Source organism: Oceanobacter sp. 4_MG-2023, from assembly GCF_030689165.1.
In the GTDB taxonomy this organism is placed as follows: Bacteria; Pseudomonadota; Gammaproteobacteria; order Pseudomonadales; family Oceanobacteraceae; genus Oceanobacter.
In genome coordinates, this window is the sequence record NZ_JAUYVV010000012.1 from 45,638 (window position 1) to 65,126 (window position 19,489).

Below are 19,489 nucleotides of genomic sequence, written 5' to 3' on the forward strand. Positions count from 1 at the left end.
GCCACCTCGGGCTTTTTCTTATCAGGAATTCAACCATGACACGAATTGCCATTACCGGTGCGGCCGGACGTATGGGACGAGTGCTGATTCAGGCTGTTGATGCCGCGGAAGGCGCAGATATTGGTGCCGTAATTGTACGCCACGACGACCCAATGTTAGGCATTGATGCCGGCGCAATTGCCGGTTTGGGGAAAGATCTGGGTATTCCAGCCGTCGCCAGCCTGGACGAAGTGGCTGACCAGTTTGATGTGCTGATCGATTTTACGACCCCGGTCGCGACACTGGCCAACCTGGCCTTTTGCCAGCACCACGGCAAATGCATTGTGATTGGTACAACCGGTTTCAGTGACGCTGAAAAAGCCATCCTGGCCGACACGGCAAAACACACCGGTGTGGTATTTGCCCCGAATTATTCGGTAGGGGTTAACCTGTGCCTGAATTTGCTGCGTATGGCAGCCAAGGTGATGGGCGAAGAGAGCGATATTGAAGTGGTTGAAATGCACCACCGTCATAAGGTCGATGCGCCATCCGGTACCGCTCTGCGTATGGGAGAAGTGGTGGCAGAAACCATGGGCTGGGATTTGAAAGAAGTAGCCTGCTACGGCCGGGAAGGCCAAACCGGTGCTCGTCCGCACAAGCAAATTGGTTTTGAAACCATTCGTGGGGGTGATGTGGTAGGGGATCATACGGTCATGTTTGCTACCGAAGGTGAACGGGTTGAAGTTACTCACAAAGCCCAGAGCCGTATGACCTTCGCTCGAGGTGCGGTGCGTTCAGCTCTGTGGATTCCCACTCAGGGGGCTGGTTTGTACGATATGCAGGATGTGCTGGGTTTCTGACTGTGAGAGCAGGCAACCGGATATTGTTGGTTGCCTGTGATACTCGGCTGGCTCTGGTTTTCAGGCCGTCATGGCGGCCGTGGCAGGTCGTGCAGTCTTTTCGGTTCGCTGGTGTTTTACTCGCAGTAAATGATCCAGCGCCTGATCGACGATGCGATGGATATCGTCGGGTTTTCCTTGTGGGTCAAACATCATCCCGGTCAGCATCTGGCTGTTACCCCATAACCAACGGGCCCGTTCTGTTGCGGCTAACCCTTGCTCCAGCTCACCCTGTCTGATGGCAGCTTCTATCTGGGTGGATAACTGCTGCAGCAACTCTGACTGCAGTGTCAAATAGCGAGGCCAGACGACTTCTCTTGGTGATGCACTCCATTCCAGCCAGACCTTGATGTAATCCGGCTGTTCTTCACACGCTTGTAAAAAGCGCTGGAAGTAGTCACGAATGCGCGCCAGAGGGGTTGCTTCTGCAGTAAAAGCCTCTTCTGCCATCGCCAGCATAAAGCGGGCGATTTCATCCAGGACACTGATAACCAGGGAGTCACGGGTTTTGAAATAATTAAAAACAGTGGCTACCGATACCCCTCCCAATTCGGCGATATCTGTATGGCCTCCACGACCGATACCGCGCCGGGAAAAAACCTCAACAGCGTGTGTGAGTAGTAACCGTTTGCGCTCCTCCGGAGCAAGCCGTCGGCGACCATCAACAGCAACAGGCATGAAAATCCCTCATTCTTGTGTTCTATCATTACGCGCCTGAAGCCAAACAGGAATGCCTGTACCGTACGGGTGAATACGCGGCAAAAAACTGACAAGCTGTCCAGCAACTGGCTACCCATAGTCACTATGTAAATAAATCGCCTGTTTCTGGAAGCAAAATACCGTTTCAAATTGTATGTAACAATGTGTAAGCGAGTTCTGGCTGGTGTGTTTTCCGGTTATGTAAAAGGGCTTTATCAGAATTCCGGGCAGATAACCTGAACACCGCCCGGAACACCTTCAGCGCCATGGACATAAAAGCGTCTTTTGCGTATAATTCCCGGTTAATCAAAGCTCGGAGCTTCTCCTGCAGAAGTCACCGACCATTACAAAATTTCTGAAATTAGCGGAATGCCGATGAGCGGATCAGCATTCCGCTTTTTTACGCATGGGGTACCTGCCTAGTACCTCGCTTCGCCTGTTTTTCTTTGCTCGGGGATACAGTTTTGTCTACGCCAGCCATTCTAGCTCTTGAAGACGGCAGCTTGTTTAAGGGCACCAGTATCGGTGCTTTGGGAACGTCTGTTGGAGAGGTTGTTTTCAACACGTCCATGACCGGTTATCAGGAAATCCTGACTGACCCGTCCTATACCAATCAGATTGTTACACTCACTTACCCACATATTGGCAGCTACGGAACCAACAGCGAAGACGTTGAGTCCGCTGGTATTGCCGCCAAAGGGTTGATTATTCGCGACTTGCCATTAATGGCCTCCAGCTTTCGCAGCGAACAAGCACTGGATGAATACCTGCGCGCCAACAACGTGGTCGGACTGGCGGATATCGATACCCGCCGCCTGACCCGTATCCTGCGTGAAAAAGGGTCTCTGAACGGTTGTCTGATTGCAGCGGAAGATGCCTGGAGTGACGAGAGCCAACAACAGGCCCTGACCGAAGCCAAGGCTTTCCCCGGTTTGAAAGGGATGGATCTGGCCAAGGAAGTCACAGTCAGTGAACCCTTCCAGTGGACCCAGACCGACTGGACTCTGGGAGAAGGTTATGGCGAACAGAGCGAAACCCGATTCAAGGTTGTCGCTTACGATTTTGGCGTCAAGTACAACATCTTGCGCCTGTTGGCCGAGCGCGGTTGTGAACTGACCGTTGTACCGGCACAAACGTCAGCCGCCGATGTACTGGCGATGAATCCGGATGGCATCTTTTTGTCCAACGGCCCGGGTGACCCGGAGCCTTGTACCTACGCCATAGAAGCGATCCGGGAAATCCTGGAAACCGACATCCCGGTATTCGGTATTTGTCTGGGGCATCAACTGCTGGCACTGGCTTCCGGTGCAACCACGTTGAAAATGAGTCATGGCCATCACGGTGCCAATCACCCGGTACAGGATCTGGCCACCGGCAAGGTCATGATTACCAGTCAGAACCACGGCTTTGCGGTCGATGAAAGTTCGTTGCCTGATAACCTCAAGGCAACCCACAAGTCACTGTTCGATGGCACGCTGCAAGGCATTGCCCGTACCGACAAGCCCGCGTTCAGCTTTCAGGGACACCCTGAAGCCAGCCCTGGCCCTCGTGACGTAGCACCGCTGTTCGACCACTTTATTGATCTGATTGAAACCGCCAAAGCCAAGGCCAACGGATAACCACAGGACTGACTGAGTAATGCCAAAACGTACTGATATCAACAGCATTCTGATCATCGGCGCTGGCCCCATTGTGATTGGCCAGGCGTGCGAATTCGACTACTCCGGCGCCCAGGCCTGTAAGGCCTTGCGCGAGGAGGGCTACCGCGTCATTCTGGTCAACTCAAACCCCGCCACCATCATGACCGATCCATCGATGGCGGATGCGACCTATATCGAACCGATCACCGTGGAAGCGGTGGCCAAAATTATCGAGAAAGAACGCCCGGATGCGTTGTTGCCGACCATGGGTGGTCAAACCGCCTTGAACTGTGCCCTCGGCCTGGAAAAAGCCGGCGTTCTGGAACAGTTCGGCGTGGAAATGATCGGTGCCAATGCCGATACCATCGACAAGGCAGAAGACCGTGATCGCTTTGACCAGGCGATGAAAAAGATTGGTCTGGCGTGTCCACGTGCGGGCATTGCCCACACCATGGAAGAAGCCCGTGAAGTACAACAATCACTGGGTTTCCCTTGTATTATCCGTCCTTCCTTTACCATGGGTGGCACCGGTGGCGGTATCGCCTATAACAAGGAAGAATTTGAAGAAATCTGTACCCGTGGTCTGGACTTGTCGCCAACCAGCGAACTGTTGATCGATGAATCACTGATTGGCTGGAAAGAGTACGAGATGGAAGTCGTGCGCGACAAAAACGACAACTGTATTATTGTGTGTGCCATCGAGAACTTTGATGCCATGGGGGTTCACACTGGTGACTCCATTACTGTGGCACCGGCACAAACCCTGACGGACAAAGAATATCAAATCATGCGTGACGCCTCGTTGGCGGTACTGCGTGAGATCGGCGTTGAAACTGGCGGTTCCAACGTGCAGTTTGGTATGGATCCAAAAACCGGTCGTATGGTCGTGATCGAGATGAACCCACGGGTATCCCGGTCTTCGGCACTGGCGTCCAAGGCAACCGGTTTCCCGATTGCCAAGGTGGCAGCCAAGTTGGCGATTGGCTACACCCTGGACGAATTGCAGAATGATATTACCGGTGGTGCAACCCCGGCATCGTTCGAGCCGTCGATTGATTATGTGGTTACCAAGATCCCCCGTTTTACCTTTGAAAAATTCCCTCAGGCCGATGGCCGTCTGACCACCCAGATGAAGTCCGTGGGTGAAGTGATGGCGATTGGCCGTACCCAGCAGGAATCCTTGCAAAAAGCCCTGCGTGGTCTCGAAGTTGGTGCATCCGGCCTGGATCCCAAGGTAAACCCGGCAGACGAAGGAGCTCGCGACAAAGTGATCTCCGAACTGGTCACGCCGGGTGCCGAACGTATCTGGTACGTAGGTGATGCTTTCCGCATGGGGTTGACCATTGATGAGATTTACCAGTATTCCGGAATCGATCCCTGGTTCCTGATACAGATAGAAGACCTGATCAAGGACGAAGCCACCGTTTCTGCCAGCAGCCTGACGGCATTGGATGCCAGCGCTGTCTATCGCCTGAAACGCAAAGGCTTTTCTGATCAACGCCTGGCAACCTTGTTGGGCATTTCTGAAAAAGCCTTCCGCAAGCATCGCCAGAAATTGAATATTCGCCCGGTTTACAAGCGGGTTGATACCTGTGCGGCTGAATTTTCGACCGATACCGCTTACATGTACTCGACCTACGAGGAAGAGTGCGAAGCGAATCCGACCGATCGTGACAAAATTATTGTACTCGGTGGCGGGCCTAACCGGATTGGCCAAGGGATCGAGTTTGACTACTGCTGCGTACACGCGGCGCTGGCAGCGAAGGAAGAAGGGTACGAGGCCATCATGGTCAACTGTAACCCGGAAACCGTATCGACCGACTACGACACGTCTGACCGTTTGTACTTTGAACCGGTAACCCTGGAAGATGTGCTGGAAATCGTCGAGAAAGAAAAACCCAAGGGTGTCATTGTCCAGTACGGTGGCCAAACGCCATTGAAACTGGCCAACGAACTGGAAGCCTGTGGTGTGCCGGTGATTGGTACCTCGCCGGAAGCCATTGACCGTGCAGAAGACCGCGAGCGCTTCCAGCAAATGATCCAGCGTCTGGGTCTCAAACAGCCGGTTAACGCCACCGTGACTTCTCCGGAAGAAGCTGTCACCCGTGCCGCCGAAATCGGTTACCCGTTGGTTGTGCGCCCATCCTATGTTCTGGGTGGTCGTGCGATGGAAATCGTCAGTAACGAAAAATCCCTGCGCCGCTATATGAACGAAGCAGTACGGGTTTCCAACGATTCCCCTGTACTGCTGGATTACTTCCTGGATCGCGCCATTGAAGTGGACATTGACGCCGTTTGTGACGGCGAACAGGTCGTGATTGGTGCCATCATGCAACACATTGAACAGGCCGGGATTCACTCCGGGGATTCCGCCTGCTCACTGCCGCCTTACAGCTTGTCGGCTGAAGTGCAAGACCTGATGCGCGAACAAGTGAAAGCCATGGCGCTGGAACTGGGAGTTGTCGGTCTGATGAATACCCAGTTGGCCTGGCAGGATGGTGAAATCTACGTGATTGAGGTGAACCCTCGCGCATCACGTACCGTGCCTTTTGTCTCCAAGTGTATCGGTGTATCGCTGGCCGCTGTTGCTGCCAAGGTCATGATGGGGCGGACATTGGCGGAACTGGGCTTTACGGAAGAAATTATTCCACCGTATTTCTCCGTCAAGGAAGCCGTATTCCCGTTCAACAAGTTCCAGGGTGTTGACCCGATTCTTGGGCCAGAAATGAAGTCGACCGGCGAAGTCATGGGAGCGGGCACCACTTTTGGCGAAGCCTTCTTCAAGGCTCAGCTGGGAGCCGGAGCAGACTTGCCAGAAGGTGGCACTGCTTTCCTGTCGGTTCGTGAAGCTGACAAGGCCGGTCTGGTGGCGGTTGCTCGTGGGCTGGTGGAATGCGGCTTTGAACTGGTCTGTACCGACGGTACCCGACGGGTACTGGAAGAGGCCGGAGTGCCATCCAGTCGTATCAACAAGGTGACCCAGGGCCGGCCGCACATTGTCGACACCATCAAGAACGATGGCATCGACCTGATCGTCAATACCACAGACGGTGCCCAGGCTATTGCAGATTCAGCAGATATTCGTCGCAGCGCATTGCAACACAAGGTGTATTACACCACCACACTGGCAGGTGCTGAAGCGATTGTGGAAGCGCTGCGTTCAGAAGGTCTGAAAGACGTTCATCGTCTGCAAGATCTGCATGCCAGCATCGGCCAATAAACCAAGTTATCAGGAGTCAATGCAAATGCAGAAGTTTCCTATGACCCTAGAAGGGGAAAAGGCATTGCGCGATGAGTTGCAACGCCTGAAAAGTGTTGATCGTCCGACCGTTATCCAGGCGATTGCGGATGCCCGTGAACACGGCGATCTCAAAGAGAATGCCGAGTATCACGCAGCCCGTGAGCAGCAGGGTTTTATTGAAGGCCGGATTCAGGAAATTGAAGGCAAGCTATCCAATTGCCAGGTGATCGATATTCACTCCATTCCTCGTACCGGCAAGGTGCTGTTTGGTGTGACCGTTACCATTATTAACGTCGATACCGATGAAGAAGTGAAATACAAAATTGTTGGTGATGACGAAGCCGATATCAAAGCCAACCGTATTTCGGTGTCATCGCCGATAGCGCGTGCGTTGATTGGCAAGGAAGAAGGCGACACCGTTGTCGTCAAGATTCCAAGTGGTACTGTGGAATATGAAATTGATCAGGTTGAACATATCTGATCTGTCAGTGATTGCCGCACCACCTAATCGCCTCCTTCGGGAGGCGTTTTTGTATCTGGCTGTTGCATCGCCAGAGGTGGGTTGGTACCGGGAGTGTCCGCTTGTGTCGCTTCGTATCAAGTGCGGCTGATTCTTGAATTATCTTTATAAATCAAATACTTGTTATATTTTTGAGCCGATTTTATGCCACGGTTCGGCGGACTCAGGCTGTATCCTGGTGACAGCGACTGGTATGGTCAGATGATCAATATAATAAGGTGTTACGGGAGAATGACATGGGCAACCGTTTAGGTATTCTTGCCATCGATCAGGGCACCACCAGTACGCGGGCCATTGTCTTTGACCAGCAGTTGCAAACCCTTGCCACGGCACAGCAGGAATTTCCCCAGCATTATCCGGATGATGGCTGGGTTGAGCACAATCCTGATGATCTTTGGCAGAGTACCTGTGCGGTGGTACAGCAAGCGCTGGCCGCTGCCAGAGAACAAGGCTGCCAGGTCGCCGCAATCGGTATGACCAACCAGCGCGAAACCACCCTGGTATGGGACAGGCACAGTGGTAAAGCGGTTTATCCGGCCATTGTCTGGCAAGACCGTCGTACCGCCCGGCTGTGTGATCAGTTGCGGACAGAGGTCGGGGATGAATACGTTCAGGCGCGGTCTGGCCTACGCCTTGACCCCTATTTTTCGGCCACCAAGGCCGCCTGGATTCTGGATCATGTGGAAGGTGCCCGGGCACGGGCCGAACGCGGTGAACTGCTGTTCGGGACGGTCGACAGTTACCTGATCTGGAAGCTGACCGGTGGCCAGCGGCACGTAACCGATGCCACCAACGCCAGCCGTACCAATCTGTTTAATATTCATCGGGGTGAGTGGGATCAAGAACTGCTCGAGCTGTTTCGTATTCCCGCGGCGATGCTGCCACAGGTACAGGATTGCTCTGGCGATTTTGGCACCGCCTTGGCGTGTTTTACCGGTGCTGAAGACATTGCCATTACCGGTGTGGCCGGTGATCAGCAGGCCGCCAGTGTCGGCCAGTGTTGCTTTGAACCGGGGCAAGTCAAAAGCACCTACGGCACTGGGTGTTTTGTGCTGCTGAATACCGGTACCCAACCCCTGAGCTCCAGTCATGGATTACTGACCACGGTTGCCTTGCAGCTGGATGGCCAGCGTACCTATGCGTTGGAAGGAGCCATTTTTGTTGCCGGAGCAACGGTGCAATGGCTGCGAGATGAACTGGGTATTATCGAACGGGCGTCCGATACCGAACGATTGGCCAGCGCACTGGACAGCAACAAAGGCGTTTACCTGGTGCCCGCATTTACCGGGTTAGGTGTACCTTACTGGCGTAGTGATGCCCGTGCCGCCATTGTTGGCCTGACCCGTGGGGCCGGCAAGGCCGAACTGGCCCGGGCGGCACTGGAAGCCGTGTGTTACCAGACCGCCGACCTGTTTGCGGTGATGGCAGAAGAAGGCATTCGGCCAACGTCATTGCGGGTGGATGGCGGTATGGTGGCAAACAACTGGTTGCTGCAATTTCTTGCCGACGTACTGGATACCGAAGTCTTGCGTCCGGCGCTGCTGGAAACCACCGCGTTGGGAGCGGCGTATCTGGCGGGACGCGCTGTCGGCCTCTACGGTGATACCCACGAATTTACCCGTTTGTGGCAATGCACCGCGACCTTTACACCCACCATGAGCGAGCCACAGCGAACGGCCCTGCTGGCTGGCTGGCAAAAAGCCGTGCAGCGTGTGGTGCTGGAATAAATGCCCTGCTGCCAATAAGGAAAAACGTGTGACCCTGCGACAAGATACTCTGAAACAACTGGATGGTGAGTGCTTTGATGTACTGATCGTTGGTGGTGGCATTAACGGTGCTGTATCCGCAGCGGCCTTGGCCAGCCATGGTGCGCGGGTGGCACTGATTGATGCCCATGACGTTGGCAGTGCCACCAGTGCCAACAGCTCCAACCTGGTATGGGGCGGGATCAAATATCTGGAAAGTGGTGAAGTGGCGCTGGTGAACGAACTGTGCCGCAGTCGCAATCGCCTGATGCAGCGATTTCCCAGCCGTATTCGGGAAATCCGCTTTCTGACAACAGTACCCAAAGGATTCCGCAAACCGGCCTGGATGGTATATCTGGGTGCCTTGTTGTACTGGGGGTTTGGACGCGGTGTCACATTAAAGCCGGAATACCTGTCCCGACGGCGTTTGCAGCAACGTCAGCCACTGATCAACACCGATATTGCTCAAGGTGGGTTGGAATATTCCGACGCCTGGCTGGTGGATAACGACGCTCGCCTGACATTTGATTTTATTCGAACAGCCGTTCGACAAGGGGCCGTGGTGGCCAACTATACGGCTTCTGCAGGCTCGCAAAAAGTGGGTGACGAATGGCACACCTGGGCTGTTGATCAGTACCGCGGCGAGAAAACACGGGTTCGCTCCCGTGTATTGTTGAATGCAACAGGACCGTGGGTGGATGATTATAACCAGCACAGTCAGCAATCGATGAATCATCATCATGTGTATTCCAAAGGCATTCATTTGATTGTTCCCCGGTTGGTGGAAGAAGACCGGGTACTGGCATTTTTTGCCAGCGATGGACGACTGTTTTTTATGATTCCCATGGGCAACAAGACCTGCCTGGGTACTACGGATACCCGGGTTAAGCGGCCTGAGGCGGTGGTCACTGATTCGGATCGCCAGTTTGTGCTGGATAACGTCAATCAACGCTTGAACCTGCCTCAGCCTCTGACAATCGCTGATGTCATCTCTGAACGCTGCGGGGTCCGGCCGCTGGTGGTGGTTGGTCCGGCCCCTGATTCCCCGGAAAGTCAGCAAGACGACCGTGGGGATAACGACTGGCTGAACCTGTCACGCAAACATGCAATTGATCACAGCGCAGATCCCAGCTACCTCAGTATTTTTGGTGGCAAGCTGACCGACTGTATTAACGTCGGCGAAGAAATTCATGAGCGACTGTGCGCGTTAGGCATATCACTGCAACCGCTGTCGGATCGTTGGTTTGGAGAACCGGACGAGCGCCGCCGGGAAGGTTTCTGGCATCAGGCCACCGCACAGGGATTGGATCAGCACTGGTGTGAACACGGTCGGGAGACCCTGCCACAACGCTGGTGGCGACGTTACGGCACCGATGCCTTTGAGTTACTGGTGGATGTGGCTGACCATCCGGAATGGCTGCAGCCCATGCTGGATGGTGACGATGTGCGCGAGGCAGAAGTGCGTCTGGCAGCGCGGTTGGAAATGGTCACCCGGCTGGAAGACTTTCTGCGTCGCCGTACCATGCTGGAGCTGACTCTGGGCAAAGCGGCGCTGGCACAGTCACCGGCCTTGGCACGGATCAGTCAACTGTTGTTTGGCAGTGATGGAGAACGACAGCTGGAGAACTATCTGGCGACAACAACAGCGGCAACCAACGACCGTTAGATAGCCAGTAATCCGGTTCATCGGTTATGCCCGCTGGTTGTGTCAATCCAGCCATTGGCTGCCTATACTGCCGCGTTTTATGGTGGATCGTTGATGGTTTCTTGTTATGGGAATGCTTTATGAAAACCGCTCTGATTATCGGCTACGTCTGGCCAGAACCTGCGTCATCGGCCGCCGGTAGCCGGATGTTGCAGCTGGTGGCGGCGTTGCAATCGGGGGGCTACCAAATCGTGTTTGGATCTCCCGCCGATTGGAGCCAGCATGCCGTGGCATTGGCAGACTATAACGTTGAAGCCATCCGACTGGAGCTTAACAGCACAACCTTTGATCACTATATCGCCGGGCTGCAGCCGGACCTGGTGATGTTCGACCGCTTTATGATGGAAGAACAGTTTGGCTGGCGGGTCGAGGAAAACTGCCCGAACGCGCTGCGGGTGCTGGATATGGAAGATGTACACAGCTTGCGGCATGCCCGGCACCAGGCTTTGAAAGAAGGCGTTGAGCCGGGGCTGAAACATGTTTATTCCGAACTGGCGATACGGGAAGTGGCGGCTATTTTACGCTGTGACCAGACGTTGGTGATCTCGGAATATGAATATCGCTGGCTGCAACAGCAGTTCCAGATACCGGCGGCCCAGCTGATTTACCTGCCGTTTATGTTGTCGCCAGAGCAGTGGCAGCAGCCCATTACCCGACGGAGTCAGCGGCAGCACTTTGTCTGTATCGGCAACTTTCGTCACGAGCCCAACTGGGATGCCGTGCGCTGGCTCAGAGAAGCCATTTGGCCCGGGATTCGTCAGCAGTTACCACAGGCCGAAATGCATGTGTATGGTGCTTATCCTCCCAAAAAAGCCACCAGTTTGCAGAATGAGAAACTGGGTTTTTATGTGCCCGGCTGGGCAAACGATGCACTGGAAGTGGTGCGTTCCGCCGGTGTAATGCTGGCACCGTTGCGGTTTGGAGCCGGACTTAAAGGCAAATTACTGGATGCTGCCATTACCGGTACCCCCGCAGTGACTACTCCGGTAGGTGCTGAAGGCATGTACGAGTGTGAAGGTGGCTGCGGGTTAACACCAGGTACTCAGGGGGTGCTGGTGGCGGAGTCTGCTACGGCGTTTGTGACCTCGGCGGTCAGGCTGTATCAGAACGACAGCTTGTGGGACGCTTGTGCCACGGCGGCATTACAATTAGCTCCCGAACGCTTCGCCTTTGCGGAACATGCACCGCGCTGGCTGGCTTGCCTGCAAACGCTGGAAGCCAATCTGGAAGCGCATCGATTGAGTGGCTTTTACGGCGCCATGCTGCGGCACCATACCCTGAAAAGCACCCGTTATATGTCGCAGTGGATCGAGGCCAAAAACCGGTTGCTGTGATGCCATTGTGTGGGCAAGCCACCGGTTGAGCAGGGATTGCTAGCCCGGCCAGCGTTTCCAGACATGGGTGGAAATGCCATGAATAAAAATACTCAGCAGCACCGTCAGCACCGTGGTACCAAACACCGTTTCGTAAGCGGCAATACGGTTGGCATACCCCATTTGCTGGATCGCCAGCATCAGATACAGAATACTGGCGATGCCCCTGGGCCCAAACCAGGCAAGAAACACCCGTTGCCCAAACGACAAGCCACTGCCTGTCAGCGAAATCAGCACCGGAATCATCCGCACCAGAGTCAGGCTTAACAGCGCGTATACCAACATTGGCCAACTGAACAACGGCCAGGCTTCGGCGACAAAAATCAGCCCGAAGAGGAAAAACATCAGCAGGCTCAGCATTTCTCCTTCGGCCTTGCCAAATTCGCGCAAACGGCTCATGACGGTTATCCGTTGCGGCTCCAGAAACAATCCGGCAATAAACGCGGCAATAAACCCATTACCGCCGAGAGACTCTGCACCAGAGTAAGCCAGAAATGCCAGAGACAAAGATGACAGGCGCTGGAACAGCGGCATCATTTCATGGGCATCGACGGCCCATTGCACCAGTCGGCCTCCCCAGCGGCCAACGACAATCCCTGCCAATACGCCGACCACAAACTGCTGTGTGACAAATACCGGCCACTGCATCGAGTCGAGAAAGGCGTAATCTCCTGCGTTCATTACCGCCAGTACAAACAGCAGCACTGGTAACGCCAGGCCGTCGTTCAGGCCACTCTCAACGGTGATGGTATGGCGTAACGGCAAGCTGATACGTTTGTCGGAAAAAATGGCTTGCGCCAGCGCGGCATCGGTAGGGGATAACATAATTGCCAGCCAGGCGGCAGGCAGCCAGGCCAACTCCAGCACAGGAACCGCCAGTAGCCAGCCCGCCAGCATGGTGAGTGGCAAACCGACAGCCAGCAGGCGAATCGGCAATATTTCGAAACGCACCAGCTGGGCACGCTTGATCTGGCTGGCATCGGTAAACAGAATCAGGGCCAGCGTCAACTCCGCCAGCATGGTCAGTTCGTTGGCCTGGATATCGGCGGGCACCCAGTCGAGCAGTTGTGGTCCGACGATAATCCCCATCAGGGTGACCAGCATTGGAGCGCTGATACCGGATTGGTCGATGCGTTTTGAAAAGGCACTGTAGAACAGCAGGGTAGCTGCCAGAGTCAGTAGCAGTGAATGGTTACTCATGGTTCTGCTGGCTATCCGTGAAGAGACTGGAATCCGGGACGTTGGGGAGTAAGGCCGTTATTCCCAGATAATACGTAATGGTTCGCCAAAATCATCGTAAATGATCTTTTTACGTAATCGTCGACGGGGTTGGCTGGTGGCGGTTACTGACCGGCCAGGCTTGCGCTGGGAATCCCGGCGCTGGTCGATGGCCTGCATGACCTCGGGTACCGGAGTGCGTTCTTCTTTGGGTTTTTCGAAAGCCATGCTGCGTTCGTCATAGCGCCCGTTTTGTAGTCCCGTCGCTCCGCGAACCACTTCGCTGACCTCTCCGCCTTTTTGCAGATACTGTTCAACCTCGTCGTTCAGCTGCTGGCGTATTTCCTTTTTGGTGGGTCGTTTCATGTCTAGCTCTTGCACGTGGGCAATTAACGAACCAGAGTGCCAGAGGGTGCACCACAGTTCAATGTCTTCATGATGGGATTGTGGAGTGACTGTCAGGTTTATACCGCGCTATTGATAAAACAACGCTGTCAGCCACACGATGGAAACGTATGCCAGCGGCCACTCTGTCGTCGGGATAGATAGTTGGAGTCGCCGTTGGTTATCATGTGCCAATAGCGACGGCTCGACAAGACTGACCCGCAGATATTTGCTGGGTCAGTTTATTACTTGGGCAGAGGGTTAGCTCAATTCTACTGGAAAGAACGTCGCCATGGCATTCTGCCAGGTTTGCTCCAGCACGGTTTCGACAGGCAGGCCTTTGACGTCGGCAATTTTTTCGGCAACGAAAGGCAGATATTTGGGAGCGTTCTCGATTCCTCGGTACGGCATGGGAGTCAGATAAGGCGAATCGGTTTCGAGCAGCAGCCGCTCAAGTGGGGTGGCGGCGACCACTTCGCGAACATTAACCGCCTTGTTAAAAGTGACAATGCCATTGATGCCGAGATTAAAACCCAGCTCCACTGCCAGCTGGCCCAGCTCAAGCCCGGAGGTGAAGCTGTGAATCACGCCTTTGCGGCGCATCTGCGGGGCGTACTCCTGCAGAATGGCCATGCTGTCGGCATCGGCTTCCCGTGTATGGATAACAACGGGTTGGTCGAACTCGATCGCCAGTTCCAGCTGATGGCAAAATACCTGGCGTTGCACGCTGCGGTCACAGTGGTCGTAGTAATAGTCCAGGCCAATTTCGCCAACGGCAACCACTTTGTGATTGGCTGCGTGGTCACGCATATAGGCGACGGTGGCGTCATCAAACAAGGCGGCTTCGTGAGGGTGAACCCCCAGAGTGGCGTAGACATCATCGTGGGCCAGCGCCAGTGCCAGAGCCGTTGGCATATTGTCGGGCTGAACGCTGATTGTCATAAAACGTTCAACCCCAATGGCGCGGGCTTCCGCCAGAATAGTGTCTGCCGGTGCCTCTTTGAGGTAGTCGAGATGAAAATGTGTTTCGATAATCGGGCGGTGATATTCGGGCACAGCGCGGCGGTTTTTCTTGCTCATGGATTCGTCCGGTTAGACTGACTGCAACCGGGAGTCGCCGGGGCAGATCAAGGAATGAAGGCGACATTATAGAAATGTGGCCAACCGGATGGCCAGTCTGCTGTGTGACAGCCCGACTGTGGTATAAATGTTAGCTCTGACCCATTTTTTGTAAGGAACTCATCATGAGCATGATTCACTTTGTCGGTGGCGAGAAAGGCGGTGTCGGAAAATCCGTCGTTGCCCGTTTATTATCTCAATATTGTCTGGACAAGGGGCTGCATTACGCCGGTCTGGATGCCGACCAGTCACACGCCACGACAACTCGTTATTACAAGGAATTTACTCAGGCTCTGACGCTGGATCAGTTTGAAAGTACCGATGCCATCATGGAGTGTGCGCTGGAAGCCGATCAACAGGTCGTGGTGGATTTGCCCGCCCAGAGCCAGCGTTTTCTGGATCGCTGGATTGACGATAACGGCGTGCTGGATATGTGTGAAGAGATGAATATTCCAATCGTCTTCTGGAATGTGGTGGACGATAGCCCGGATTCTCTGGAGTTGCTGGAAAAATTTCTCGATAAGTACAAGTACTACATGAACTGTGTGGTGGTCAAGAATGAAGGCCGGGGAACGGTATTCCGTGATGTGGAAGCACTGCCAGCCCTGAACGAAGAGGATGATCTGGCGCGTATTCTCAGCATGACCTTGCCAGCCTTGCATGCCCCCACCATGTTCAAGATCAACAAGCGTGAAATGTCCTTCTGGGCCGCTGTGAACCAGAGCGATGCCTCCGGTGCCAGCCTGAGCCTGATGGAACGTCAGCGCACCAAGGTCTGGATGCGCAAGGCGTATGCCGAGTTTGATACCGTGTTTGCGAATGTAACCAATTCCAACGCCGTGCCCATTTCAGAGTAAGACATTATCAAACGCTCGGACCGAGCGATTTGATTGCAGCGGGACATCCTTCTGTCCCGCATGCTGACTCTGGTGATGGCTTCGCCGGATGTTACTGTCTTGCATAACGTGTAATCCCTTACCCGATAGTATCCCGCCTATGAAATCCCCCGATCAATCTTCTGATAAAACCTCCGATCAGCCAGTGAGCGCTGTGGCAAATCCGCTGGAGCCGGCGTCCTTGCAGGGCAGCATCTGGATGCAGGGGCAGGAACGTCCCTTTGCCCGTGAACAGGTCGAGCTGTTGCAGGCCATTGCCGATACCGGTTCCATTTCGGCTGCGGGCAAACAGGTGGGTGTCAGTTATAAAACCGCCTGGGATCGTATTGATACCATGAACAATATGGCTGATCAGCCTCTGGTGGCACGAGCGGCCGGGGGAGCGCGAGGGGGCGGTACGGTATTGACCGATTATGGCGAACGCATATTAGCCGGTTTTTTGATCTTGCAGGAAGCACACGAAATCTTCTTGCAGCGTATACGTCAGCGGGTTCAGTCGCTGGAGGATGTCACTGACGATATCAGCGACTTGCTACGAGCCGGGCAGTTAAAAACCAGTGCCCGTAACCAGTTTCGGGGCGTCGTGGAAGCGGTGGTTCCTGGTGCTGTCAACAGCGATGTCTTGCTGCGGATTACCTCAGATCATCTGGTGACGGCGCAAATTACCGCCGAAAGTTTCAGTAGCCTGGAGATTACCCCGGGCCAAACGCTGGTGGCCTTGATCAAGGCTCCGGCAGTGATGTTGTCGAATGACCTGGATATTCAACTCAGTACCAGTAACAAGTTGGTGGGCACCGTGGCCCGCATTACCCGAGGCGCAGTCAATGCCGATGTGGTGCTGGCCTTGGCGGATGGCAAAACCATCAGCGCGGTGATTTCCAATCACAGCCTCGACGCACTGGCATTGCAGCAACAACAACCAGCTTGTGCGTTGTTTGAAGCCAGCAGCGTCGTGCTGGTGGTCGATGTCTGAAAGCCGGTGGCTGGCCTCGGCAAGCCGGTTGCCGAGGTTGGTCTGTGCTGGTTGTGTCGGTACCTGTTATTGCCGGGCTTTATTGCGGAATCTCATAGCCGTATTGGCGAATAATCACATGGGCCGGCTCGGATTGCAGATACTGCAATAACTCTTTTGCTGCCTGGTTGTTTGCGCCTTTCTGCAGCAGCACTGCATCCTGGCGAATCGGGTCGTGTTGCTTGAGCGGTACGACCCATGCCTTTCCTTCCTTTATGTTGCCTTTGTAACTGATCTGCGACAGCGCGACAAAGCCGAGATCGGCATTGCCTGTGCTGGCAAATTGCCACGTCTGGGCAATGTTATCCCCTTGCACCAATTTGCTTTTGACTTTCTGGGTCAGGCCTTGTTCTTCAAGCACCTGGGTGGCTGCCAGTCCATACGGCGCCAGGCGTGGATTGGCGATTGCCAGTTTGTTGAACTTGCCACTGTGCAGGGTGGCGAAGGGGTCGGTATCCGGTTTTATGGTCCACAGCGCCAAACGTCCAAGTGCATAACTGAAGCGGCTGTTCGCAACGCTGATACCGGCTTTTTCCAGTACAACCGGTTTTTGCTGGTCGGCGGACAAAAACACCTCAAAAGGCGCACCATTCTTGATTTGCGCCACAAACTTGCCGGATGAACCGAATGACAACTGGGTGACATGGCCAGTCTTTTTCTCAAAATCTGCCGCGATTTGCTTCATGGGTGCTGTGAAGTTGGCTGCCACCGCCACCGATACCGTGTCGGCCTGCACGGTCGACAGCCCCAGCGTCAGGGCCAGCATCAGGGCGGAGCGGCGGATGATCCAAGCCCGCTGCGGGTGGCTCTCAGGCTGGGCATTACCCGGCTTGAGGAGTGTTGAAAAAGCTGTCCGTTTAGCAATCATGCCAAATACCCCTATAAAAAATGTGGTTATTAAGTCCGCTGTATATTAGCTTATATAGCGAATGAGGCAACCGGAAAAACCGGCCTGCAAATCGCTCTACCCTCACTAATTGACATTCAGGACGATGTAAAATGAAGAAAAAAAGCCAGTATTTCACCGCCGGCGTTATGTTGCTTGGTACCACATGGACTGTAACGGCGATGGCATCCAAAGATCCTTCCATTAATTTTTATGGCAGTCTGCATGCCTCGCTGGATTATCTCGATTCCGATGTATCCGCGGCTGAAGCCTCTGCCAGCAATACTGACAAACTGTCGTCGGGGGATGTCAGCCTGTCGTTCAACTCTTCAAAAATTGGCCTGAAAGGCGAAATAGCCACCGAGCTCGATGGGCTGACGGGCTTTTATCAGATTGAACAGAACCTTACCCCGGATGGCAGCAGCAGTAATACCTGGGCGACACGTAATACTTACCTGGGGCTGCGTTGGTCTGAGGATAAAAAACGCAAGGGCGAGTTGCTTGCAGGCCGTCACGACAGCCTGGTAAAGGGCATTGCGCTGGATTACAGCCTGCTCAAGCATACGGTTGCTGATCGGGGGGCCATCCTGGGGGCCGGTTCCGGTACGGGCAATGTGCTGGACCTGCGGGTCGAAAACATGCTGATGGGACGCTGGCAGGCACCGCTGGCGAGTGGTTTGATGAAACTGGCGGTGCAGTATTCACCGGATGCGGTGAAGTCATCTGGCTACGTCGATAACAATCAGCGGCTCTACCTGGGTGCTCGGGCAGACTGGTCGTCTGCGCACTGGACCCTGGCCGCCGCGACGGAGCACTGGCAGCAGCTGGCGATTGGTTCGGCCAGTGGTGACTCGGACAGCTGGCGTTTTCTGGCGCGTTATCGGAGCGAGCAATGGACCCTGCAAGGCTTGATGGAAAACCTGCGTTACCAGCCCGACGATCACAGCGTCACCGTTCTCGACCGTCAGGCCTGGGCACTGCAGAGCGCCTGGAAATCCGGCCAGCTGACCTGGCTTGGCAGTGTCATGAAAGCAGGCAGCTATCGTCATAGCGAAGATACAGGTGCCTTGATGTTATCGCTGGGTGTCGAACGCAAACTGTCCAAAAAAATCAAAACCTACGCCGTTTATACCCGCACCAATAACGAAGATAATGCCAGCTTCCAGGGGGTTGACGGTACCCACGGTGATGAGCTGGCCACCTTGCCAGGCCGGTCGCCACAAGCAGTCTCTGCCGGGTTGATGCTGTCGTTCTAGGCTCTGGAACGGGCAATACTTGAGGGGACATCTACTTAATCCTGCACGGCTCTGCGCGAGTGTTGCCGTTGTTCAGGGCAAGGCGACGAATGCAGCGAAATGACGAGTCCTTTTCAAATTCGTCAACACCGCACTGGACGGCGGTAGCCCAGAGTGAGCACCGGATTAAATATATGTCCCCTTGAGGAAACAGCGACTTGCTCGTCGACACTGACGCCATTAGGCGTCAGAATTTCCTCGTTTTCCTTGCCTATAAGTTCTGTTATGACCTCCGTATATGCTGTCCCTGTTACCCCAACGCCCCATATCTCTGAGCTGGAAATCAAGCGCAGCCAGTTTATAACCTTTGTCGGGCAAGCCAGTGACCGGGCCGCAGCGGAGGCGTTTATCCGCTCGGTGCGTCAATTGCACCCCCAGGCGCGTCATGTGTGTTGGGCCTATATCGCCGGAGCACCGGATACCACCGTGATGTCGATGAGTGATGACGGTGAGCCGAGCGGTACCGCTGGCCGTCCAATGCTGAAAGTCTTGCAACACAGTGGCCTGGGAGAAATTGTTGTTGCTGTCGTGCGGTATTTTGGCGGCATCAAGCTGGGTACCGGTGGGCTGCAGCGGGCTTATTCAGAGGCCGTGTTGCAGGGGCTGGAAGCACTGGCAACCGAGCAACGGGTACCGCAAACCCGCCTGACGCTGGAATACGACTACCCAATGGAAGCCGTTGTCAGGCATTTGCTGGATCAATACAGCACTACCATTGAGCATTGCGACTTTCAGGCTCGGGTCTGTATGGCACTGCTGGTCGCCGATAGTGACCGGGAGGCGTTTGTAATGGCTTTGACCAATCAGAGTGGCGGCGCGGTCAGGGTGGTTGAGCCTATCCAGAATGAGAATGAATAAGCATTCATAGCAGCTGACTG

Annotated in this window: 16 protein-coding genes; 11 read left to right on the plus strand and 5 right to left on the minus strand. The window is 54.6% G+C overall.

What is annotated here, in order from left to right; all coding sequences use genetic code 11:
• The first annotated feature begins 35 nt into the window (after positions 1-35).
• A complete protein-coding gene (gene dapB / locus Q8W24_RS10280; protein WP_305413983.1) occupies positions 36-839 on the plus strand; it encodes a 4-hydroxy-tetrahydrodipicolinate reductase in 804 nt (267 codons plus the stop codon).
• A gap of 60 nt (positions 840-899) precedes the next feature.
• Here dapB and Q8W24_RS10285 read toward each other — a convergent pair whose 3' ends face one another.
• On the minus strand, positions 900-1,556 hold the full coding sequence (locus Q8W24_RS10285) for a TetR/AcrR family transcriptional regulator (protein WP_303431855.1): 657 nt from the start codon (positions 1,554-1,556) through the stop codon (positions 900-902).
• Positions 1,557-2,041: 485 nt separating this feature from the next.
• Here Q8W24_RS10285 and carA point away from each other — a divergent pair, with 485 nt between their 5' ends.
• The 6 genes from carA to Q8W24_RS10315 all read left to right on the plus strand — a co-directional run bounded on the left by carA (position 2,042) and on the right by Q8W24_RS10315 (position 11,762).
• Entirely contained in the window at positions 2,042-3,196 is a 1,155-nt protein-coding gene (gene carA / locus Q8W24_RS10290; protein ID WP_303431856.1) for a glutamine-hydrolyzing carbamoyl-phosphate synthase small subunit, read from the plus strand.
• A gap of 19 nt (positions 3,197-3,215) precedes the next feature.
• Entirely contained in the window at positions 3,216-6,437 is a 3,222-nt protein-coding gene (gene carB / locus Q8W24_RS10295; protein WP_305475224.1) for a carbamoyl-phosphate synthase large subunit, read from the plus strand.
• Positions 6,438-6,462: 25 nt separating this feature from the next.
• The gene (gene greA / locus Q8W24_RS10300; RefSeq protein WP_303431858.1) at positions 6,463-6,939 is read left to right on the plus strand and encodes a transcription elongation factor GreA; all 477 of its coding nucleotides are present in this window, start codon (positions 6,463-6,465) and stop codon (positions 6,937-6,939) included.
• 275 nt (positions 6,940-7,214) lie between these two features.
• A complete protein-coding gene (glpK, locus tag Q8W24_RS10305; protein ID WP_305475226.1) occupies positions 7,215-8,705 on the plus strand; it encodes a glycerol kinase GlpK in 1,491 nt (496 codons plus the stop codon).
• A 28-nt stretch (positions 8,706-8,733) separates the two neighbouring features.
• Complete coding sequence (locus tag Q8W24_RS10310) at positions 8,734-10,389, plus strand: glycerol-3-phosphate dehydrogenase/oxidase (protein WP_303431860.1); 1,656 nt, start codon at positions 8,734-8,736, stop codon at positions 10,387-10,389.
• A 119-nt stretch (positions 10,390-10,508) separates the two neighbouring features.
• Complete coding sequence (locus Q8W24_RS10315) at positions 10,509-11,762, plus strand: glycosyltransferase family 4 protein (protein WP_303431861.1); 1,254 nt, start codon at positions 10,509-10,511, stop codon at positions 11,760-11,762.
• 39 nt (positions 11,763-11,801) lie between these two features.
• On the opposite strand, the gene Q8W24_RS10320 is transcribed toward Q8W24_RS10315, so the two are convergent.
• From Q8W24_RS10320 to Q8W24_RS10330, 3 genes are all read right to left on the minus strand, one after another.
• The gene (locus Q8W24_RS10320) at positions 11,802-13,001 is read right to left on the minus strand and encodes a sodium:proton antiporter (protein ID WP_303431862.1); all 1,200 of its coding nucleotides are present in this window, start codon (positions 12,999-13,001) and stop codon (positions 11,802-11,804) included.
• A gap of 57 nt (positions 13,002-13,058) precedes the next feature.
• Positions 13,059-13,385 carry a hypothetical protein gene (locus Q8W24_RS10325; protein WP_303431863.1) on the minus strand — a complete coding sequence of 109 codons (327 nt, stop codon included), beginning with the start codon at positions 13,383-13,385 and terminating at the stop codon, positions 13,059-13,061.
• Positions 13,386-13,664: 279 nt separating this feature from the next.
• Positions 13,665-14,483 carry a TatD family hydrolase gene (locus tag Q8W24_RS10330; protein ID WP_305475227.1) on the minus strand — a complete coding sequence of 273 codons (819 nt, stop codon included), beginning with the start codon at positions 14,481-14,483 and terminating at the stop codon, positions 13,665-13,667.
• A 164-nt stretch (positions 14,484-14,647) separates the two neighbouring features.
• On the opposite strand from Q8W24_RS10330, the gene Q8W24_RS10335 reads away from it, so the two are divergent.
• Both Q8W24_RS10335 and Q8W24_RS10340 read left to right on the plus strand, forming a co-directional pair.
• Entirely contained in the window at positions 14,648-15,379 is a 732-nt protein-coding gene (locus Q8W24_RS10335) for a division plane positioning ATPase MipZ (RefSeq protein WP_305413992.1), read from the plus strand.
• A 139-nt stretch (positions 15,380-15,518) separates the two neighbouring features.
• The gene (locus Q8W24_RS10340) at positions 15,519-16,391 is read left to right on the plus strand and encodes a TOBE domain-containing protein (RefSeq protein WP_305475229.1); all 873 of its coding nucleotides are present in this window, start codon (positions 15,519-15,521) and stop codon (positions 16,389-16,391) included.
• A 79-nt stretch (positions 16,392-16,470) separates the two neighbouring features.
• Here Q8W24_RS10340 and modA read toward each other — a convergent pair whose 3' ends face one another.
• On the minus strand, positions 16,471-17,298 hold the full coding sequence (gene modA / locus Q8W24_RS10345) for a molybdate ABC transporter substrate-binding protein (RefSeq protein ID WP_305475230.1): 828 nt from the start codon (positions 17,296-17,298) through the stop codon (positions 16,471-16,473).
• 131 nt (positions 17,299-17,429) lie between these two features.
• On the opposite strand from modA, the gene Q8W24_RS10350 reads away from it, so the two are divergent.
• Positions 17,430-18,572, plus strand: coding sequence for a porin (locus Q8W24_RS10350; RefSeq protein ID WP_303431868.1), 1,143 nt, complete (start codon positions 17,430-17,432; stop codon positions 18,570-18,572).
• Between the two features lie 264 nt (positions 18,573-18,836).
• Positions 18,837-19,469, plus strand: a complete 633-nt coding sequence (locus tag Q8W24_RS10355) for a YigZ family protein (RefSeq protein ID WP_303431869.1) — start codon at positions 18,837-18,839, stop codon at positions 19,467-19,469.
• Positions 19,470-19,489 lie beyond the last annotated feature (20 nt).